This is a genomic window from Exiguobacterium sp. Leaf187 (assembly GCF_001423925.1).
Lineage (GTDB): Bacteria > Bacillota > Bacilli > Exiguobacteriales > Exiguobacteriaceae > Exiguobacterium_A > Exiguobacterium_A indicum.
The window spans coordinates 1,892,355-1,908,772 of record NZ_LMPR01000009.1 but is presented as its reverse complement, the minus strand read 5'-3'; the positions used below and the strand labels follow the sequence as shown (position 1 = coordinate 1,908,772).

General features: G+C 47.2%; 20 protein-coding genes and 1 tRNA gene. 16 read left to right on the top strand and 5 right to left on the bottom strand.

The genetic code is table 11. From position 1 onward, the window contains the following. Positions 1-176 precede the first annotated feature (176 nt). Genes tsaE through ASF99_RS13895 form a run of 5 tightly spaced genes read left to right on the top strand, consistent with a single transcriptional unit; the run spans position 177 to position 3,326 of the window. Positions 177-626 carry a tRNA (adenosine(37)-N6)-threonylcarbamoyltransferase complex ATPase subunit type 1 TsaE gene (gene tsaE, locus ASF99_RS13915; protein ID WP_023469616.1) on the top strand — a complete coding sequence of 150 codons (450 nt, stop codon included), beginning with the start codon at positions 177-179 and terminating at the stop codon, positions 624-626. Continuing rightward, positions 623-1,276, top strand: a complete 654-nt coding sequence (gene tsaB, locus ASF99_RS13910; protein WP_055969424.1) for a tRNA (adenosine(37)-N6)-threonylcarbamoyltransferase complex dimerization subunit type 1 TsaB — start codon at positions 623-625, stop codon at positions 1,274-1,276. Before tsaE ends, tsaB begins: the two co-directional genes overlap by 4 nt. After that, the gene (rimI, locus tag ASF99_RS13905) at positions 1,269-1,724 is read left to right on the top strand and encodes a ribosomal protein S18-alanine N-acetyltransferase (protein WP_071908837.1); all 456 of its coding nucleotides are present in this window, start codon (positions 1,269-1,271) and stop codon (positions 1,722-1,724) included. The genes tsaB and rimI overlap by 8 nt, the downstream gene beginning before the upstream one ends. Next, on the top strand, positions 1,721-2,728 hold the full coding sequence (gene tsaD / locus ASF99_RS13900) for a tRNA (adenosine(37)-N6)-threonylcarbamoyltransferase complex transferase subunit TsaD (RefSeq protein WP_035395718.1): 1,008 nt from the start codon (positions 1,721-1,723) through the stop codon (positions 2,726-2,728). Before rimI ends, tsaD begins: the two co-directional genes overlap by 4 nt. A 28-nt stretch (positions 2,729-2,756) precedes the next feature. Further along, the gene (locus ASF99_RS13895) at positions 2,757-3,326 is read left to right on the top strand and encodes a hypothetical protein (RefSeq protein ID WP_055969420.1); all 570 of its coding nucleotides are present in this window, start codon (positions 2,757-2,759) and stop codon (positions 3,324-3,326) included. A 47-nt stretch (positions 3,327-3,373) separates the two neighbouring features. Here the strand turns inward: ASF99_RS13895 and ASF99_RS13890 are convergent, their stop codons facing one another. The 3 genes from ASF99_RS13890 to ASF99_RS13880 form a co-directional block, all read right to left on the bottom strand. Next, entirely contained in the window at positions 3,374-4,033 is a 660-nt protein-coding gene (locus ASF99_RS13890) for a haloacid dehalogenase type II (protein ID WP_023469611.1), read from the bottom strand. A 68-nt stretch (positions 4,034-4,101) separates the two neighbouring features. Continuing rightward, entirely contained in the window at positions 4,102-4,557 is a 456-nt protein-coding gene (locus ASF99_RS13885; RefSeq protein WP_055969417.1) for a flavodoxin, read from the bottom strand. 105 nt (positions 4,558-4,662) lie between these two features. Then, a complete protein-coding gene (locus ASF99_RS13880) occupies positions 4,663-4,983 on the bottom strand; it encodes a winged helix-turn-helix transcriptional regulator (protein ID WP_023469609.1) in 321 nt (106 codons plus the stop codon). A gap of 183 nt (positions 4,984-5,166) precedes the next feature. On the opposite strand from ASF99_RS13880, the gene ASF99_RS13875 reads away from it, so the two are divergent. Continuing rightward, on the top strand, positions 5,167-5,565 hold the full coding sequence (locus ASF99_RS13875; protein ID WP_023469608.1) for a DoxX family protein: 399 nt from the start codon (positions 5,167-5,169) through the stop codon (positions 5,563-5,565). Between the two features lie 19 nt (positions 5,566-5,584). After that, a complete protein-coding gene (locus tag ASF99_RS13870; protein WP_023469607.1) occupies positions 5,585-6,178 on the top strand; it encodes a flavin reductase family protein in 594 nt (197 codons plus the stop codon). Between the two features lie 119 nt (positions 6,179-6,297). On the opposite strand, the gene ASF99_RS13865 is transcribed toward ASF99_RS13870, so the two are convergent. Further along, on the bottom strand, positions 6,298-6,720 hold the full coding sequence (locus ASF99_RS13865) for a hypothetical protein (protein WP_023469606.1): 423 nt from the start codon (positions 6,718-6,720) through the stop codon (positions 6,298-6,300). Then, positions 6,720-8,621 (bottom strand): ATP-binding cassette domain-containing protein, encoded by a 1,902-nt coding sequence (locus ASF99_RS13860; protein WP_029342826.1) that lies wholly within the window; start codon positions 8,619-8,621, stop codon positions 6,720-6,722. Before ASF99_RS13860 ends, ASF99_RS13865 begins: the two co-directional genes overlap by 1 nt. 167 nt (positions 8,622-8,788) lie before the next feature. Between ASF99_RS13860 and ASF99_RS13855 the strand changes: the two genes are divergently transcribed. The 9 genes from ASF99_RS13855 (at position 8,789) to ASF99_RS13820 (ending at position 16,399) form a co-directional block, all read left to right on the top strand. Further along, positions 8,789-9,448 carry a redox-sensing transcriptional repressor Rex gene (locus ASF99_RS13855; protein WP_023469604.1) on the top strand — a complete coding sequence of 220 codons (660 nt, stop codon included), beginning with the start codon at positions 8,789-8,791 and terminating at the stop codon, positions 9,446-9,448. Continuing rightward, entirely contained in the window at positions 9,448-9,648 is a 201-nt protein-coding gene (locus ASF99_RS13850) for a twin-arginine translocase TatA/TatE family subunit (RefSeq protein ID WP_023469603.1), read from the top strand. Before ASF99_RS13855 ends, ASF99_RS13850 begins: the two co-directional genes overlap by 1 nt. A gap of 7 nt (positions 9,649-9,655) precedes the next feature. Next, entirely contained in the window at positions 9,656-10,435 is a 780-nt protein-coding gene (tatC, locus tag ASF99_RS13845; protein ID WP_023469602.1) for a twin-arginine translocase subunit TatC, read from the top strand. 104 nt (positions 10,436-10,539) lie between these two features. Further along, positions 10,540-10,615: transfer RNA gene (locus tag ASF99_RS13840), tRNA-Ala, on the top strand. Between the two features lie 221 nt (positions 10,616-10,836). Continuing rightward, positions 10,837-14,583 (top strand): S8 family serine peptidase, encoded by a 3,747-nt coding sequence (locus ASF99_RS13835; RefSeq protein ID WP_055969414.1) that lies wholly within the window; start codon positions 10,837-10,839, stop codon positions 14,581-14,583. A gap of 127 nt (positions 14,584-14,710) precedes the next feature. After that, on the top strand, positions 14,711-14,869 hold the full coding sequence (locus tag ASF99_RS17475) for a hypothetical protein (protein WP_014971497.1): 159 nt from the start codon (positions 14,711-14,713) through the stop codon (positions 14,867-14,869). A 120-nt stretch (positions 14,870-14,989) separates the two neighbouring features. Next, a complete protein-coding gene (locus ASF99_RS13830; RefSeq protein ID WP_055969410.1) occupies positions 14,990-15,442 on the top strand; it encodes a hypothetical protein in 453 nt (150 codons plus the stop codon). 13 nt (positions 15,443-15,455) lie between these two features. After that, positions 15,456-15,965 carry a hypothetical protein gene (locus tag ASF99_RS13825; protein WP_055969406.1) on the top strand — a complete coding sequence of 170 codons (510 nt, stop codon included), beginning with the start codon at positions 15,456-15,458 and terminating at the stop codon, positions 15,963-15,965. Next, entirely contained in the window at positions 15,932-16,399 is a 468-nt protein-coding gene (locus tag ASF99_RS13820) for a hypothetical protein (RefSeq protein WP_023469598.1), read from the top strand. Before ASF99_RS13825 ends, ASF99_RS13820 begins: the two co-directional genes overlap by 34 nt. Positions 16,400-16,418: the final 19 nt, after the last annotated feature.

Below are 16,418 nucleotides of genomic sequence, written 5' to 3'. Positions count from 1 at the left end.
GTAGCTCGTTGGGCTCATAACCCAAAGGTCGTCGGTTCAAATCCGGCCCCCGCAACCAATTTTAAACTTAACTTCAACTTTACTACGAAACGTTCAGCGTTTCGTATTTTTTTTTGCCTTTTTCGTCCGGTACAATAGAGAAGGACGAACAGTACGTATTAAGGAGGAGACATCGTATGATAGAACTGGAAATGAACAGCTTGGAAGAAACGACTGCCTTGGCTCTTGAACTCGGACGACGTGCTGAAGCAGGGATGGTCATTACGCTCGATGGGGATTTAGGTGCTGGGAAAACGACTTTTACGCAAAGCTTTGCGAAAGGATTAGGTGTGACGCGTCACGTCAACAGCCCTACCTTTACAATCATGAAAGTCTATACGGGACGTCTTCCTCTTTATCATATGGATGTTTATCGCCTGGAAGGTTCCGGTGATGATATCGGACTTGAAGAATATTTGAATGGTGAAGGCGTCGCCGTCGTCGAGTGGTCTGAGTTAATTGCGGACAGTCTTCCACCTGAACGGTTGGCAATCACGATTACGCGAACAGGTGATGATAGTCGACGTTTTGAGCTGACGCCGATCGGAGAACGATACATTACATTATGTGAGGGATTGAAATCATGAAAATCGTAGCCATTGATACATCGACGAAACAATTATCAGTCGCTCTTTCAGACGGGAAACAGATTGTAGCAGAAGCTTCTTACGTCACGTCTTTGAATCATGCGACGAAACTCATGCCGTTGCTTGAGCGCTTGATGGTGGAAGCAAAATGGACGCCGGCTCAACTGACACGCATTGTCGTTGCTGACGGTCCTGGTTCTTATACGGGATTACGGATTGGAGCGACGACAGCGAAGACGCTTGCCTATACACTCGGTATCGAGCTCGTTGCTATCTCGACACTTGAACTGATGGCAGCTTCGACTGGTCATACAGGACGCGTTGCGGCGATTCAAGATGCGCGGCGTGGAGCAGGGTTTGTCGGAGTGTACGACGCCGGGAAACGAATTGGTGAAGAACAGCATGTCAAGATTGCGTCCTTTGTAAAGACGTTAACGCCAGATACGCTCGTCACAGGAGAGGTCGAGGCGTTCGAAGAGATTCTTCAGCCCTTCGAAAAGGTGGCTCCTGCTTTCCGGACGCCACGTGCCGGCGTACTCGCTTTACTCGGTGCAACGCGTCAGACGGTCGAAGCGCATGCGTTTGAGCCACGTTACCTGCGACTGGCTGAAGCAGAAGCGAAATGGATCGAGGCACAGCGTCATGAGTAAGGGCATTCGTCGCATGACCGTACAGGATGCTGCAGGTGTTCATGCGGTCGAACTCGAATCATTTGCGACACCGTGGACGCTAGATGCCTTCGAAGCGGAAATGACACAAAATCCGAATGCCTATTATGTCGTTGCCGATCAAGATGGTATCGTTGGGTTTGCTGGTCTGTGGCATATTGCGGATGAAGGACATATTACGAATATTGCCGTCAAGCAGTCGCATCGCGGACAAGGGCTCGGGGAAGACTTGCTAACGGCATTGATCGCCGTCGGTCGTGCGCTTGGTTTGCGGGCGATGACGCTTGAAGTACGTGTCTCGAACACACCAGCGCGGACTTTATATGAAAAACTCGGATTCCAGTATGTCGGTGTCCGAAAACGATATTATCAAGATAACAATGAAGATGCTGCCATCTACTGGCTGGAACTGGAGGGAGAAGACCTATGACACAACCATTGATTCTAGCAATCGAATCGAGTTGTGACGAAACGGCGGCTGCCGTCGTCCGTGGAGGAACTGACGTCTTATCGAACGTCGTCTCGTCTCAAATCGAAAGTCATAAACGTTTTGGTGGCGTCGTGCCTGAAGTGGCTTCACGGCATCACGTTGAACGGATCACATACGTCATCGATGATGCTTTGACGGAAGCAAACGTCACGATCGACGATATCGATGCGATCGCCGTCACGGAAGGACCTGGACTCGTTGGAGCACTACTCGTTGGTGTCAGCGCAGCGAAGGCACTCGCCTTTGCGCACAATAAACCATTAATTGGTGTTCATCATATCGCAGGTCATATCTATGCGAATCGTCTCGTGCAAGAGCTTGAGTTCCCGCTCGTCTGTTTGATTGCATCAGGTGGGCACACGGAACTGATCTACATGCCGGAAGACGGTGTATATGAAGTCATTGGTGAAACACGGGATGATGCCGCAGGGGAAGCATATGATAAAGTTGCTCGAACGTTGCAGTTACCGTATCCGGGTGGTCCACGGATCGATCAATTGGCACAGACTGGTCAGGATACGTTCCATTTTCCACGCGTCTGGCTTGAGAAGGACTCGTACGACTTTAGCTTCAGCGGTTTGAAGTCAGCGGTCATCAATGCCGTGCATAACGCCGAACAACGGGGAGAAACGATCATTCCGGAAGATTTAGCTGCAAGTTTCCAAGCGAGCGTCGTCGAGGTACTCGTGACAAAGGCGGTTCGTGCCGTGAAGGATAAAGGGGGACGTCAATTGCTACTTGCTGGTGGCGTCGCTGCTAACAAAGGATTACGCCAAGGTCTCGAAGCGGCGTGTGCGAAGGAAGGAATCGATCTCGTCATTCCGCCGATGCACCTGTGTGGAGACAATGCAGCGATGATCGGAGCGGCTGCAATTCATCCATATCGCGCGTTACGCTATTCGACACTTGCCATGAACGCAGAACCTGGGCTAGATTTAAAGTAAGGAATCCGAACAACTTGGGGGAAATGGAATGAAAAAAGTCATCATCGCATTGTTAGCGGTACTGGTCATCGTCGCGATCGGACTTCAGGTCCGAGAAATCGTCAACGCATACCAAGTCGCCTATAAGGAAGAACTCGTACCCGATAAAAAAGCGGTCGAGACGAATACGAAACAACGTCCACTTTACGAAATCGGACGAGCAGAAGGGGAAAAGACCCGGATTCAAAAGTTATATGCTTTTGATCAGACAATCAATGGTAAGCTCAGTAACGTCGTCATCGTCGATCGGAAGTATGGTTTAACGAACAAGGCGAGTGATGATTATTTCATGATTGCTTCCGGAACACCGGTAACGGATCAAGAAAAGAAGTCATTCGAACCAATGATTCAAAAGATGGATGCAGAACAAGTCCAAGCCGAGGTCATCTCAAAGCATGAGGTGACGGCTGTCGAGAACAATAAAAAACGGACGTTGACGTTATTTAAGGTCTTCTATAAGGATACGGATCAAAACGAATACCTCTTCTTCATCGAAAAAGAAGGCGGTCTGAAACTCGATCTATTTAAGAAGGGCTACTCACGTTTGTCTAATTACTAAATCCATGAAAACAGCGGATTCCTAAATAGGAGTCCGCTGTTGTTCGTTCATTGCCATTCAGTAATACCCGTCAAGTCATCATAGATACGATCGGGATCGAGATTCAATTCCTCGACCGGAAGTCCATTTCGATTGATCCATGCCGTTTTGAAGCCGAAACTCTTCGCCCCGGTGATGTCCCAACCGTTCGAGGACATGAAGAGGATCTCCTCGCGTTTTAGACCGAGCGTGTTTAAGGCATGCATATAGGATGCAGGTGCTGGCTTATACTGTTTGATATCATCGACACTGACGAGATGTTCGAACCGATCGGCTAAGCCTGACTGCTCAATGAGCGGATCGAGCATATCATGGGAACCATTCGAGAAGACGACCAGACGCTTGTCCGCCATCGTCTCGAGAACGGAGCTGACTTCAGGATATACATCAAGCGTCAGGTACGTCTCCATTAAGGTCGTGATTTGTTCCTCGGTCACATGGAGCTTCAGTTCGAGTAACGTATAGCGGAGAGCATCTTGTGTCACTTGGCTGAACGGCACATACTGTCCGTTCAATTGTCGGAGGAAAGAGTACTCCAGTTGTTTCTCCCGCCAGCGTTTGCTGATCGCTTCTCCGTGATCCGGATAAAGCGCTTCGGCTTGTTCTTTGACGGAATGGACATCGAATAATGTACCGTAGACGTCAAAGACGAGTGCTTGAATCGTCATAAAACATTCATCTCACTTTCATAGAGTCTGCTTTAACGATTCCCTTACAGTACGGATTCAAACGACACTCAAGAATGAACCTGTTGTAAAAAGCGATGAAACGTTTGCGCGAATGCACGACAAGCGGCTTGTTTCTCCGGGGTATTCGGATCAAACTCAATCTTCAAGCCATCCGTGACGAGGGTCGCCCCAGCTTCTTTTAATGCGTCTTCAATCAAATCAACGGCTGCGCAGTACTTCGGATAATCAAGATCCCCCGAACCAAAAGCAGCCGCCGGTATCCCGTCTAAGGATTGTTCCCTTAGCTCCTCAACGAAGTCTTCTGCTTCATACGGTAAATCACCGTCTCCCCATGTATATGAGCCGAGTAATAGACCATCAAAACGTGATAAGTCCTCCCCGACGAATTGATCTAGTTCCGTGATCGTCACGTTGACACCGTGTTGCTCGAGTTCATGTTGAATGAGCGAGACGATATCTTCCGTATTACCGGACATGCTGACGAATCCAATCGCGATATGCATGCATCTTCCTCCTTTCACTGTACTTCTCTACTTTAATTGATAATGATTATCAATGTCAAAGGACATATAAAAAAGCACCTTCCGAAGAAGATGCTTTTCTATACATTAGTCTTGTAGTTCGGCCCATTCCTCAATGGAACGAATGACCGGTTCGAGTTGGCGCCCTTTGTCGGTCAAACTGTATTGAATCTTAATCGGACGATCGGGAATGACAGTCCGGATGACGATGCCTTCCGCTTCGAGCTCCTTCATACGTTCCGTGAGCATACGACCTGATAATTCGGGAATGGCATCTTGAATCTCATTGAAACGACATGTCTTCGTCAACAAGTGACGTAAAATCAGACCCGTCCATTTCTTACCTAAGATTTCAAAGGCATGTTCGACTTTGGGACAAAGAGCCGGTTGGATTGCGACTTCTTCCATCAGCACTCATCCTTTCTATAGTTGTAGTATACCCGCTTCTGCTAAAAAAATCGAATCATTTTACTTAATGTAACAAAAAGAACTAAAACAAATCTATTTACTTTTAGTAAGTGATAAGATATAGTCTGTTTATTGAGTTACTTAAAGTAACTAAAATACATTAGGTAAAAGGAGAAGAGAGCAATGATGGATACAGGACTTTTAATCATTCGTTTAATCATCGGCTTAACATTCGCTGCACACGGGACACAAAAATTATTTGGTTGGTTCGGTGGACACGGAATCGCTGGAACAGGCGGTTGGTTTGAATCAATCGGCATGAAGCCAGGGAAGGCACTCGCGATTACAGCAGGTCTTGCTGAATTGATCGGCGGCTTATTATTTGCAGGAGGCGTATTCCTCTGGATCGCAGCGCTCCTCATCATCGGATCGATGCTTGTTGCAATCGTTAAAGTACACGGTGCAAATGGTTACTGGGTGACGCAGAACGGGTACGAATACAACATGGCATTGATCGTCATCGCGCTTGGTGTAGCGATGATCGGTGCTGGAGACTATTCACTCGCTGCACTCATCGGGTGAAGAAAAAGGTGGGTCATTCATGAAGTTTGAGGCATCAACGCTTAGCGCAAAAGACAATTATAAATTACTGATCGGAAGCATCATTCCGCGTCCGATTGCTTTCGTGACAACGCAAGGAGAAGACGGGACGGTCAACGCCGCACCGTTTTCCTTCTTTACGGTCGCTTCAAGCAGTCCGCCGCAACTGGTGATCGCTGTACAACGGACGGATCAGGGGCAGAAGGATACGGCACGTAACATCTTAGCGAAACAAAGTTATGTCATCCATATCGTCAGCGAAGAGATCGTCGACGCAGTCAATGAGACAGCAGCGCCACTTGCTTACGGTGAAAGTGAGCTTAAGCGGACGGATTTAACACTCGTCGATAGTGACGCAATCGAAGTACCCGGAATCGCGGAAGCGAAAATTCGCTTCGAGATGCGCTTGACGCAACACGTCGAGCTAGAAGGTGCCGATCTTCTAATCGGGGAAGTACTGCGCTATCACGTTGCAGATGAACTCGTCGAGTCGTTCCGAATTGACGCGGCAGGCTTGAAGGCTGTCGCTCGTTTAGCAGGGAATGATTATGCGACGATCGGGAAGACGTTTACGATTGCCCGACCGACGAAATGATCGAAGTGTGAATGCCTGACTCATCGTACGATTCGTTTTGATTCAAACAAAAAGGAGTGGAGAGACCGGTCTAACTACCGGAATCTCCACTCCTTTTTTCATGTCGTTCATCTGATTCATCAAGGCTGAGGATCGATTTCGTTTGAAGAGGCTTCAAGACCATGACGTTTACTGTACTGATAGCCATCGAGCAAATAAAAGACGATTGCGAGTGCCCATATTCCGACGCAGCTGATCAAGAAAGCGCTGATTGGAGAGACACTACCGTAATACGATAAGATCAACGGATCATTGAGTTCGACGAATAGCTGTATCGTCAGGAGCGTACAGCATAATCCCGAGAGTAAACTGATGAAGAGCCCACTCCATGTCTGGATGACGAGACCGATCATGCAGGAAATCAAGAGGAACAAAGGAAGTGCAGCATTGAAGGCATCTGGACGAATAAAGACGGATACATAATCGGCATATAACGGTACGAAATAGAGAACACCGGATAGTAATCCTAAGATGAGATTGATGAAAAAGCTCTTCGTCCGCATCAGTGTTGGTTCTCCCATCGTTCCATTAATTCGAGCAAATCGACATCAATCTGATCACGTTCTGCCGAAAGTGCCGTTGCTTTCGGAATGTCATTGAAGACTTCCGGTTCGCAAAGCAACTGTTCGATCTCCGCTGAACGCTGTTCGAGCCGCTCAATGTCTTGTTCGAGTTGTTCGATTTGCTGACGGCGCTTGCGCTCTTCTTTCTGCGCTTCTTTATCGATCGTCTTCGACGCCGTGACCTTTGCAGCTTTTGCTTCCTCGGCTTCAAGACGCGCAATCTCTTCTTGCTCCGCCTTCTTCTCCGTGTAGTACGAATAATCACCGAGGTATTCCGTCACGCCGGCTTCACTCATCTCGATGACGCGGGTCGCGATTCGGTCGATGAAGTAACGGTCGTGAGAGACGAATAACAGCGTTCCTTCGTAGTCGACGAGCGCATTTTCAAGGACCATCTTCGAATCCAGATCCAAGTGGTTCGTCGGCTCATCGAGGACGAGGACGTTCGTTTTCCGGAGTTTCAGTTTTGCAAGTGCGAGACGTCCGCGTTCGCCACCAGATAACTCATGGACGATCTTGAAGACATCGTCACCGCTAAACAAGAATTGCCCGAGGACAGACCGGACTTCTTGTTCACGCATCAGTGGCCATTCGTTCCAAATCTCATCGATGACGCGGTTCCGGTCATTGAGTTCTGCCTGCTCTTGATCGTAATATCCGATCGAGACGCCAGTTCCGAAACGGAAATCACCGAAGAGGGGGCGTAAGCGACCGACGAGGACTTTTAGAAGCGTCGACTTTCCGATTCCATTCGGTCCGACGAGTGCCAGCGATTCACCGCGTTGCAAGCGGAACGTGATGTCTTTTGAGACAGCTTCTTCGTAACCGATTGCCAGTTGATTGACTTGAAGAACGTCATTCCCGCTCTGTTTTTCAATCGGGAAGGACAGGACCGTGCTACGCTCATCCCCATCTGGTCGGTCGAGCCGATCGACCTTCTCGAGCCGCTTCCGGACACTTTGGGCACGTTTGGTCGTCGTCGCTCGGGCGATGTTCCGTTGAATGAAGTCCTGCATCTTCGCGATTTCTTCTTGTTGCTGTTCGAACTGTTTCATTTCTTGATCGTACAATGCCGCTTTTTGTTCCAAGTACTTCGTGTAGTTACCGGTGAACTTACGGCAGACATTGCGTGACAGCTCATAGACGACATTGACGACTTGGTCAAGGAAGTACCGGTCGTGCGAGACGATCAGAACGGCACCACGATAACCACCGAGGTAACTTTCGAGCCAAGCGAGCGTATCGATATCGAGGTGGTTGGTCGGCTCATCGAGAATGAGGAGCTCTGGTGCTTGCAGGAGCATCTTCGCTAAGGCGAGACGTGTCCGTTGACCACCGGATAACGTTTGGATCCGGCGCGAATAATCGTCCGGATAAAAGCGCATGCCGTGCAGGACGGAGCGGATATTCGCTTCGAACTGATAACCACCCGCTTCTGAGAAGTCGTGTTGCGCTTGATCGTACGTCTTTAGGAGACGATCGTACGCGACCGGATCGTTCAAGATATGCTCCATGCCCATTTCGATTTCCATCCGGCGTAGTGTTCGTTCTTGTTCTTGGAGATGTTCAAAGACGGTCAGCATCTCGTTCCAGATCGTCTCGTTCGATTCAAGACCACTGTCTTGCGCGAGATAACCGATTTTGACATCCTTGCCTTTCATGATGTCGCCCGAGTCATGACTGAGTTCGCCAGCGATGATTTTGAGCAAGGTCGATTTACCGGCACCGTTTCGTCCGACGAGCGCAATCCGGTCACGCTCTTGTACTTCCAATTTGATATTTTCTAAAATCGGCTCAACGCCGAATGATTTCGAGAGTTGGTTGACTTGTAAGAGTATCATTTCCATCCATCCTTCCACCCTTTAGTCTATCACGAACAAAAGCGCGAGGTCCTGCGGAATATATTATTTGTGACTCTATGTGAAGTGGTTTACAATCAAGGAGAGTAGAAAGCTTTTTGCAAAGATTTGGGTGCCACGATGGATGTGGCCGAAGGGGGAACTGCAGGATGAATGGACCAGACACAAAAATTCCACAAGCGACAGCAAAACGGTTGCCGCTATATTATCGCTTCATCCAAAGTTTATACAATTCAGGCAAGCTCCGCGTCTCTTCTGCTGAGTTAAGCGAGGCGGTGAAGGTTGATTCAGCAACGATTCGTCGCGATTTTTCCTACTTTGGGGCATTAGGGAAGAAGGGGTATGGATATAACGTTCAACATCTCTTAACGTTTTTCCGCAAAACCTTGAATCAAGATGAGGTGACGAATGTTGCCTTAATCGGGGTCGGTCATCTCGGAACAGCGTTTGCAAATTATAACTTTTTAAAGAATAATAGTACTCGGATAGTCGTTGCGTTTGATGCGGACGAAGAGAAGGTCGGAACAACGACGCATGACGTTCCAATCTATCATGTTTCGGACATGAAAGAACAAATCGAAGCGAATCAGGTCGATGTTGCCATCTTGACGGTTCCATCCCAGTTCGCGCAGTCAGTAGCGGATGAGTTAGTCGAGTATGGTGTGACTGGCATCCTGAACTTTACGCCCGCGCGGTTGAACGTGCCAGCGAGCGTCCGGGTCCATCACATCGATTTATCGATCGAGTTGCAGTCGTTAGTTTATTTCATGAAGCATTATTCGCAATCAGCTGAAGGAGTGAAATCATAATGGAAAACCTTATCCCGTCAACTATAGCATTCATCGGACCAGGTAGCTTAGCACTAATCGGTGTCGTCGCATTAATCATCTTCGGACCGAAGAAGTTACCTGAACTTGGTCGTGCTGCGGGTCAGACATTGAAAGAGTTCAAGAGCGCAACGAACGGTATCATGGACGACGATAAAAAGGATGAACCGAAAGAGAAGTGATTGAATCATGGCGATTGATCAAGAACAAAGCGTGACGTCGCATCTGGACGAACTGCGTAAACGGATCGTCTGGTCGCTTATCATCGTCGTCGTCCTGTTCGCTGTTGCATTTCCGCTCGTCCGACCGCTCGTTCGCTTCTTGCAAGCGGACTTAAAAGAGCTCGGTATCGGTTTGAATGCCTTCAACGTCGCAGATCCTTTAATGTTGTATTTGAATCTTGCGTTCATCATCGCAATCGTGCTGGCATCGCCGTTCTGGATGTATCAACTCTGGGCATTCGTCCGCCCTGGTCTGTATGATAAGGAGCAAAAAGCGACATTGACGTATATTCCGGTCATCTTCTTTCTATTTTTGGCTGGTGTAGCCTTCTCATACTTTTGGTTGTTACCTTTCTTATTAAAAGTTTCGACTGAACTAGGGAAGGAACTCGGAATCGAACAAGTCATCGGAGTTGAGAACTACTTCAGTTTCTTAATCCGATTAACGATTCCGTTCGGTCTTCTTTTCCAATTGCCGGTCGTGACGATGTTTCTGACACGTCTTGGTCTCGTGACGCCAATTTTCATGCGAAAGAATCGGAAATATGCGTACTTTGCGCTGTTCGTCGTTGCGGCATTGATCGCACCGCCGGACGTGACGTCACATTTGATGATCTCGGTCCCATTGTTCGTTCTCTATGAGATCAGCATCTTGATTTCTGCGCGGACGTACAAAAAGGTCTTGATCCTCGAGCAACAGGCAGAGCTTGAACGACAGGCGGATTTGATGCGTGAATTGAATAAATGAATCGTGAATTCCTTCCGACGATTTTGGAAGGAATTCTTTTTTATGAAAGCGTTATTTTTATATTGATAAAGCAGTTAGCGATGCGTATACTAAAGTTAATTCATGGGGGCTTAGCTCAGCTGGGAGAGCGTTTGGCTGGCAGCCAAAAGGTCGTCGGTTCGATCCCGATAGTCTCCACCATATTCGTACACTTCAAACTCTTGAGCATTCAAGAGTTTTTTTGTTGTTTTCAAAATATGGAAATGCAATATAAAGTGTCAATAAAAACAAATAATTATATAAAACAGACAGAACCGAATTGTTTATTTCCATCTATTTCATTAAACTAAATATACAGAATTTTCGTTTAACTGTTTTGTTGGTAACATCATTATAGTTTTTTAGAAAAGGGGAAAAGAAGCATGAAGAAGGAAATCGCACTCTTGGCAGCTGTCTTGATGACATCTTCCAACTTGGTCAGTGCTCAAGGAGCACTGTCCTCGCAAGATAAGGCAAGCGGTCAAAAGCCGCACGCCCTCTCACTTAAGAAAACAGGACAGGAGAAGGTGTATAAGCAGTCTGACAAGGTCCGTGTCGTCATCGAGATGGAGCAGAAGCCGGCGATTCAAATCGCGCAGGCACAAAACAAGCGGTATAGCACATTGAGCAATGCCGAAAAAGAGTCGATTAAGGATCGCCTCGTCAGCGTCCAAAAATCAGTCAAGTCAGCGATCGCTAAAAAATCGATTCCCGTTACATATAAGGAAAGCTTCACGACCGTCATCAACGGATTCAGTGGTGAAGTCAAGTTCGGCGACATCGAAGACATCAAACAACTCGACGGAGTCAAGAGCGTACATATCGCCCATGAATACGCGCGACCGAAAGCCGATAAAGGTGCAAAACCAGATATGTTATATAGCAAAGATATGGTTAATGCAAAAGAAACATGGCAGGACTACGGCTTCAAAGGGGAAGGGACAATTGTAGCGGTTATCGATACGGGGATTGATCCGTCGCATAAAGATATGGTGTTGAGCCCAGAGACGAAGATTGATTTGACTTCTTCAAAGGTTGAAAGCGCCAAAGAATCAAAAGGACTAAAAGGGAAGTATTTCACGGAAAAAGTCCCATACGGCTATAACTACGCTGATCACGATAGCGAAATCCGTGATTTAGGTGCAGGTGCATCGATGCACGGAATGCACGTAGCGGGTACGGTCGGTGCTAATGGAGACGAAGCGAACGGTGGTATCAAAGGGGTCGCACCGGAAACACAACTCCTCGCGATGAAAGTATTCGGAAATGATCCAGGCATGCCATCGACATTCAGTGATATCTACATCAAAGCGATTGATGATGCGATCGCCCTCGGAGCGGATGTCATCAACATGAGTCTCGGTTCGACGGCATCATTCGTCAACGCAGATGATCCGGAACAACGCGCGATCGTCAACGCGATGAACAACGGGATCTTATGTGCGATCTCTGCTGGAAACTCGGCATTCACAGGACATGGTGCAGGCAATCCGTATACAGCGAATCCTGACATCGGTGTTGTAGGATCTCCAGGGTTGATCAGCCAAGCGCTACAAGTCGCATCGCTAGAGAATACGAAATTAACGCTTGAAGGTATGGCACTGACGATTAACGGACAGGATGCTGGGTATTTGGCGTACCAAAAACAGGACTCGCCGAATCCGATTAAGGTATTCAACAAGGAGAAGCAAGACGTCATTTATGTCGGCGATGGTCAAGCATCGAACTATCAAGGAAAAGATGTCAAAGGAAAAGTTGTTTTTGTTGTGCGTAACGGCAGTTTCAATTACGGTATGATTCAAGCAGAAGCTGAGAAACAAGGAGCAGCCGGTGTCATCGTTCGTGGACGAGTCGATCATGGGGATTATGTCAGCATGGCACTTAACAATCCGACGATTCCGATGGTGACGCTCAGCATCGCGGATGGGAATGATCTTGAAGAAAAAGCGAAAGCAGGAAAAGCAATTGCTGTCACGTTCGATGGAAAAGCGGTCTCAGCAGATAACCCAGTAGCGGGCGAGATGTCTGATTTCACGTCATGGGGTGTCACACCAAATCTTGATTTCAAACCTGAAATCACGGCACCGGGTGGAAAAATCTACTCGACGCTCAATGATAACGAATATGGCGTCATGAGTGGAACATCGATGGCAGCACCACACGTCGCCGGAGGAACGGCACTTGTCATGCAACGAATCGCGAAGGATTTCAAAGTCGATGGTGCGACACGCGTTAAACTCGCGAAGAATATCCTCATGAACACGTCACGTCCACAGCTTGATAAAGGGCAGTATAATGCTGAAGCGAAAACTGGTAGCTTCTATTCACCACGTCGTGAAGGTGCTGGTTTAATGGATCTACGTGCTGCGATGAAAACACCAGTCGTCGTTACGGAAACGAAATCGGGTGAAGGAAAGGCTGCACTCAAAGAGGTCGGCGAAAAATTCACATTCACGCTCGATTTGAAAAACTATAGTAGCGAAAAAGTGACATATCAATTAGCCGGAACGGTACAATCGGATCTCGGTGCAGAAGGAACGAACTTCCTGGAAGCCAACAATATTTATAAGAAAAACTCAGTGGATGCGGTCGATCCGAATAAAGGAACTTTCCCAATCTCATTCGCAGTCGGTTCGAAAAAAGCAAGTTCTGTCTCCATCAATCCGAAGAGCTCAACGAAAGTAAGTGTATCGGTCGATTTGAAAGATACAGTCGATTGGGCAAACGGTCTTCCACTTGAGCAAGTCTTTGAAAATGGCTACTTCGTTGAAGGTTTCGTTCGTTTAATCGATACGAAGAGTAAAAATCCGGAATTGACAGTGCCGTACGTCGGATTCAAAGGAAAGTGGGATCAGGCACCGATCGTCGATGCACCGCGTTATGACGAAGAGAAGACATTCTACGGATTAACTGGATTAGCGACAGAAGTAAAAGATGATTTCGAGTTCCTCGGCACGAACACGGCGGGAAAAGTCGTTGAAAACAAGGTTGCGTTCTCACCGAACAACGATGGTAGCGTTGACGAGGCGTTCCCAGTCCTCTCGTTCCTTCGTAATGCACGAAAAGTCGAGTATTCGATTCTTGACCGTAATAAAGCAACACTCCGTAAATTAGATCTACAAACAGACGTTGTGAAGAACTATTATGATAGCGGTTCTGAAGATGGGTTCACACCCGTCACAAGTGCGGCTTGGGATGGAACAGTCAATGGAAAACCAGTCAAAGACGGTCTTTACTATTACCAAGTGAAATCAGTCATCGATTATCCGAATGCGAAGTGGCAGTCGAATCTCTTCCCTGTCTATATTGATACGAAAAAACCAGCAGCAACTGTTCAATGGGATACTGCAAAAGAAACACTTTCTTGGACAGCAGGCGATCAGGGAACAGGTGTAGCGTCGTATGACATTCTCGTCGATGGAACAAGTGTCCTCAAACAGCCGCTTGCACCGACAGAAAAAGCATATGAACTCAAAGGTCTCTCGAAGTCAGCGAAGATTGATTTTGTCGTCAAGGATTATGCAGGAAATACCGTGACGAAATCGGTGAACACGACAGGCATCGATAAGGCGGTACCGACCGTCCAAATCGACACACCGGTCGCACTCGGTCTGTCGACATCTAAAGTAGTTACTATCGCGGGTCATGTATCCGATGAGTCAGGGATCAAATCATTCAAAATTAACGGAAAAGCCGTCCAGCTTCGTTTTGATGCAGCAAAACAGCAGTACGTGTTCAGTCATGATGTGACCTATACGAAAGATGGCGTCAAATCGTTTAAAGTCGAAGCTTATGATGGAAAAGGAAATCGCTTAGTATTTAGCCGCCAGGTCATTCTAGATTCGACATTGCCGACTTTAAAAGTGACAGCACCAAAAACAGTATCAGCAAAAACAAAGACAGCATCTCTTAAAATCGTTCTTCAAGATAATTATGATGAGATTCGATTTGATATGAATGATAATGCCGTATACCGTCATACCTTCAAGGAACCATACCAAATGAGAGCCTTCAAAAAGACAATCACGAAAAAAGTGACGCTCAAGAAGGGGAAAAACACGTACAATTTGAAACTGAAGGATCTTGGTGGACACGTTGTTACAAAAACAGTCGTCATCACGAAAAAATAAGTAACTACAGATAAAGTCAGGCGGGTATACGTCTGGCTTTTCTTGCGTGCCGAAGCGCCTTGAAGGGTTTATGAGACGAGAAGAGGGGGAATTTTAAGAACAGAAACAAGTCAGAGGGGGAACAACCATGAATCCGTTCACGACCTTAATCGCCTTCATCGTAGGGTGTCTCGTCTTATATCTCGGTATCCGTGACAAAAACGGCTGGCTGATCGGTGTCGCGATGATACCGCTCGCAATCGTTGCCTATAGCGTCATCTATCTGATCATCCAGGTCAGTGCGTAGTCTTCATGGAAGATGTCTTACCCTGAGCGGTAGGACGTCTTTTTTTTTCAAAAATCGCACTAAAGATGAAACCGATCGAGTAAAATGTAAGTATATGACAGTATAGAGAGGTGGATGATCATGGAACACGTACATACACAAACGGATGCCTTAGCGGCGCTGTACGAAGAGATGCATCAGAAGACGAAGACCGGCATGTGGGTCATGCTTGCGGCATTCTTAGCGCTCAGTAACACACTCGAGAAACCAATCTACGCGATGATCGTCCCGTTATTGTATTTTGGCTACGACATGTTCGTACAACGCAAGCGGTTCGCGCTTGTTGCGGAATACACATCAAGAGATTCAGCAAGACGCCTTTATCAGGTGCATGTGTTGATTGGTATCTTACAATACGGAGCGCTTGCTGGTCTGATCGTCTGGGCAGTCGATCGCCCGAATACATCTTTCTTGATCGGTCTCGTCATCGTCGTCATTCCGTTCTACTGGCTCTGTCGAAAGACGTTAGAGTTTATCTCACGAAAGATTGATCCAACATATATCACGGAAAAAGAAATTCACAAAGCGCGCTAAAGGAGACGATGTCATGCAAACAGCTCGTGAAGAACGTCTACAAAAACTTGCGCTCGCGTACCGAGACGTCGAGTGGCTCGGCACACGCTGGTATTGGAACATGTTTCTATTCATAACAGTCGGTATCTTAATTGAATGGACGGATCTCCCGATGTTGATTTTGGCGATTCCAGCCGTTTTTCTCGCCTCCGATTTTCGATATCAATTAAAAAAACAAAAAATTTTAGACGGATATATCTCAAAAGCACAAGTCCGTCGGCAATTTTTACTACGTGTCGGTAGTCACGTCCTGCTGTACGCTGTCTTGACGATCGTCATCATCCAGACGATCGAGGAACCGTTCTGGAAGATACTGGTGGCCATTTTTGCGATTTTAACACCGCTCTACTTCATCAGCGAATGGATCATCCGACGTGACGGAGCGCGTGACCCGGATTATATCAGTGACAGAGAAGTAGCCCGCTTCGTCAAACAGAAAGGAACATCGAAATGGAACACCTATTCGAGCGACAAGCACGTCTGAATGTAATGAAACGTCCAGTGCATGTCGTCACCTATTTCTTTTCGATTCCTGGATTGATTGTCGCCATACTTGCTTGGTTTTTACCAGCGGTTGAATCCGTCTTTGGACAAACCTTGTTTTTCTGTCTTTGTGGAATTGGAGTCGCTCGAGAAATCGTCCGGCTACGACTCATGAAGTCCTATTTAACGCAAGGTATCTATCAACAGACTGTTCAGAAGGTTGCTCACCTGACGATCATAGGATATGTCGTGGCGTGGCTAATCGCTTTCGTCATGCTGTCGATTCCAAATGCTCCCGGTTATTTATTCGTTCTCTTACTTGTCTGGAGCGGCGGAGTCGGTCTTGGTGTCACTCGAATGAATCGATTGGCTAAACAAATCGATCCTGCGTACGTTTCGATGGGAGAAATTGAACGTGCGTGGTGGAAACGCTAAAGCAAAAAATCCGCATCTA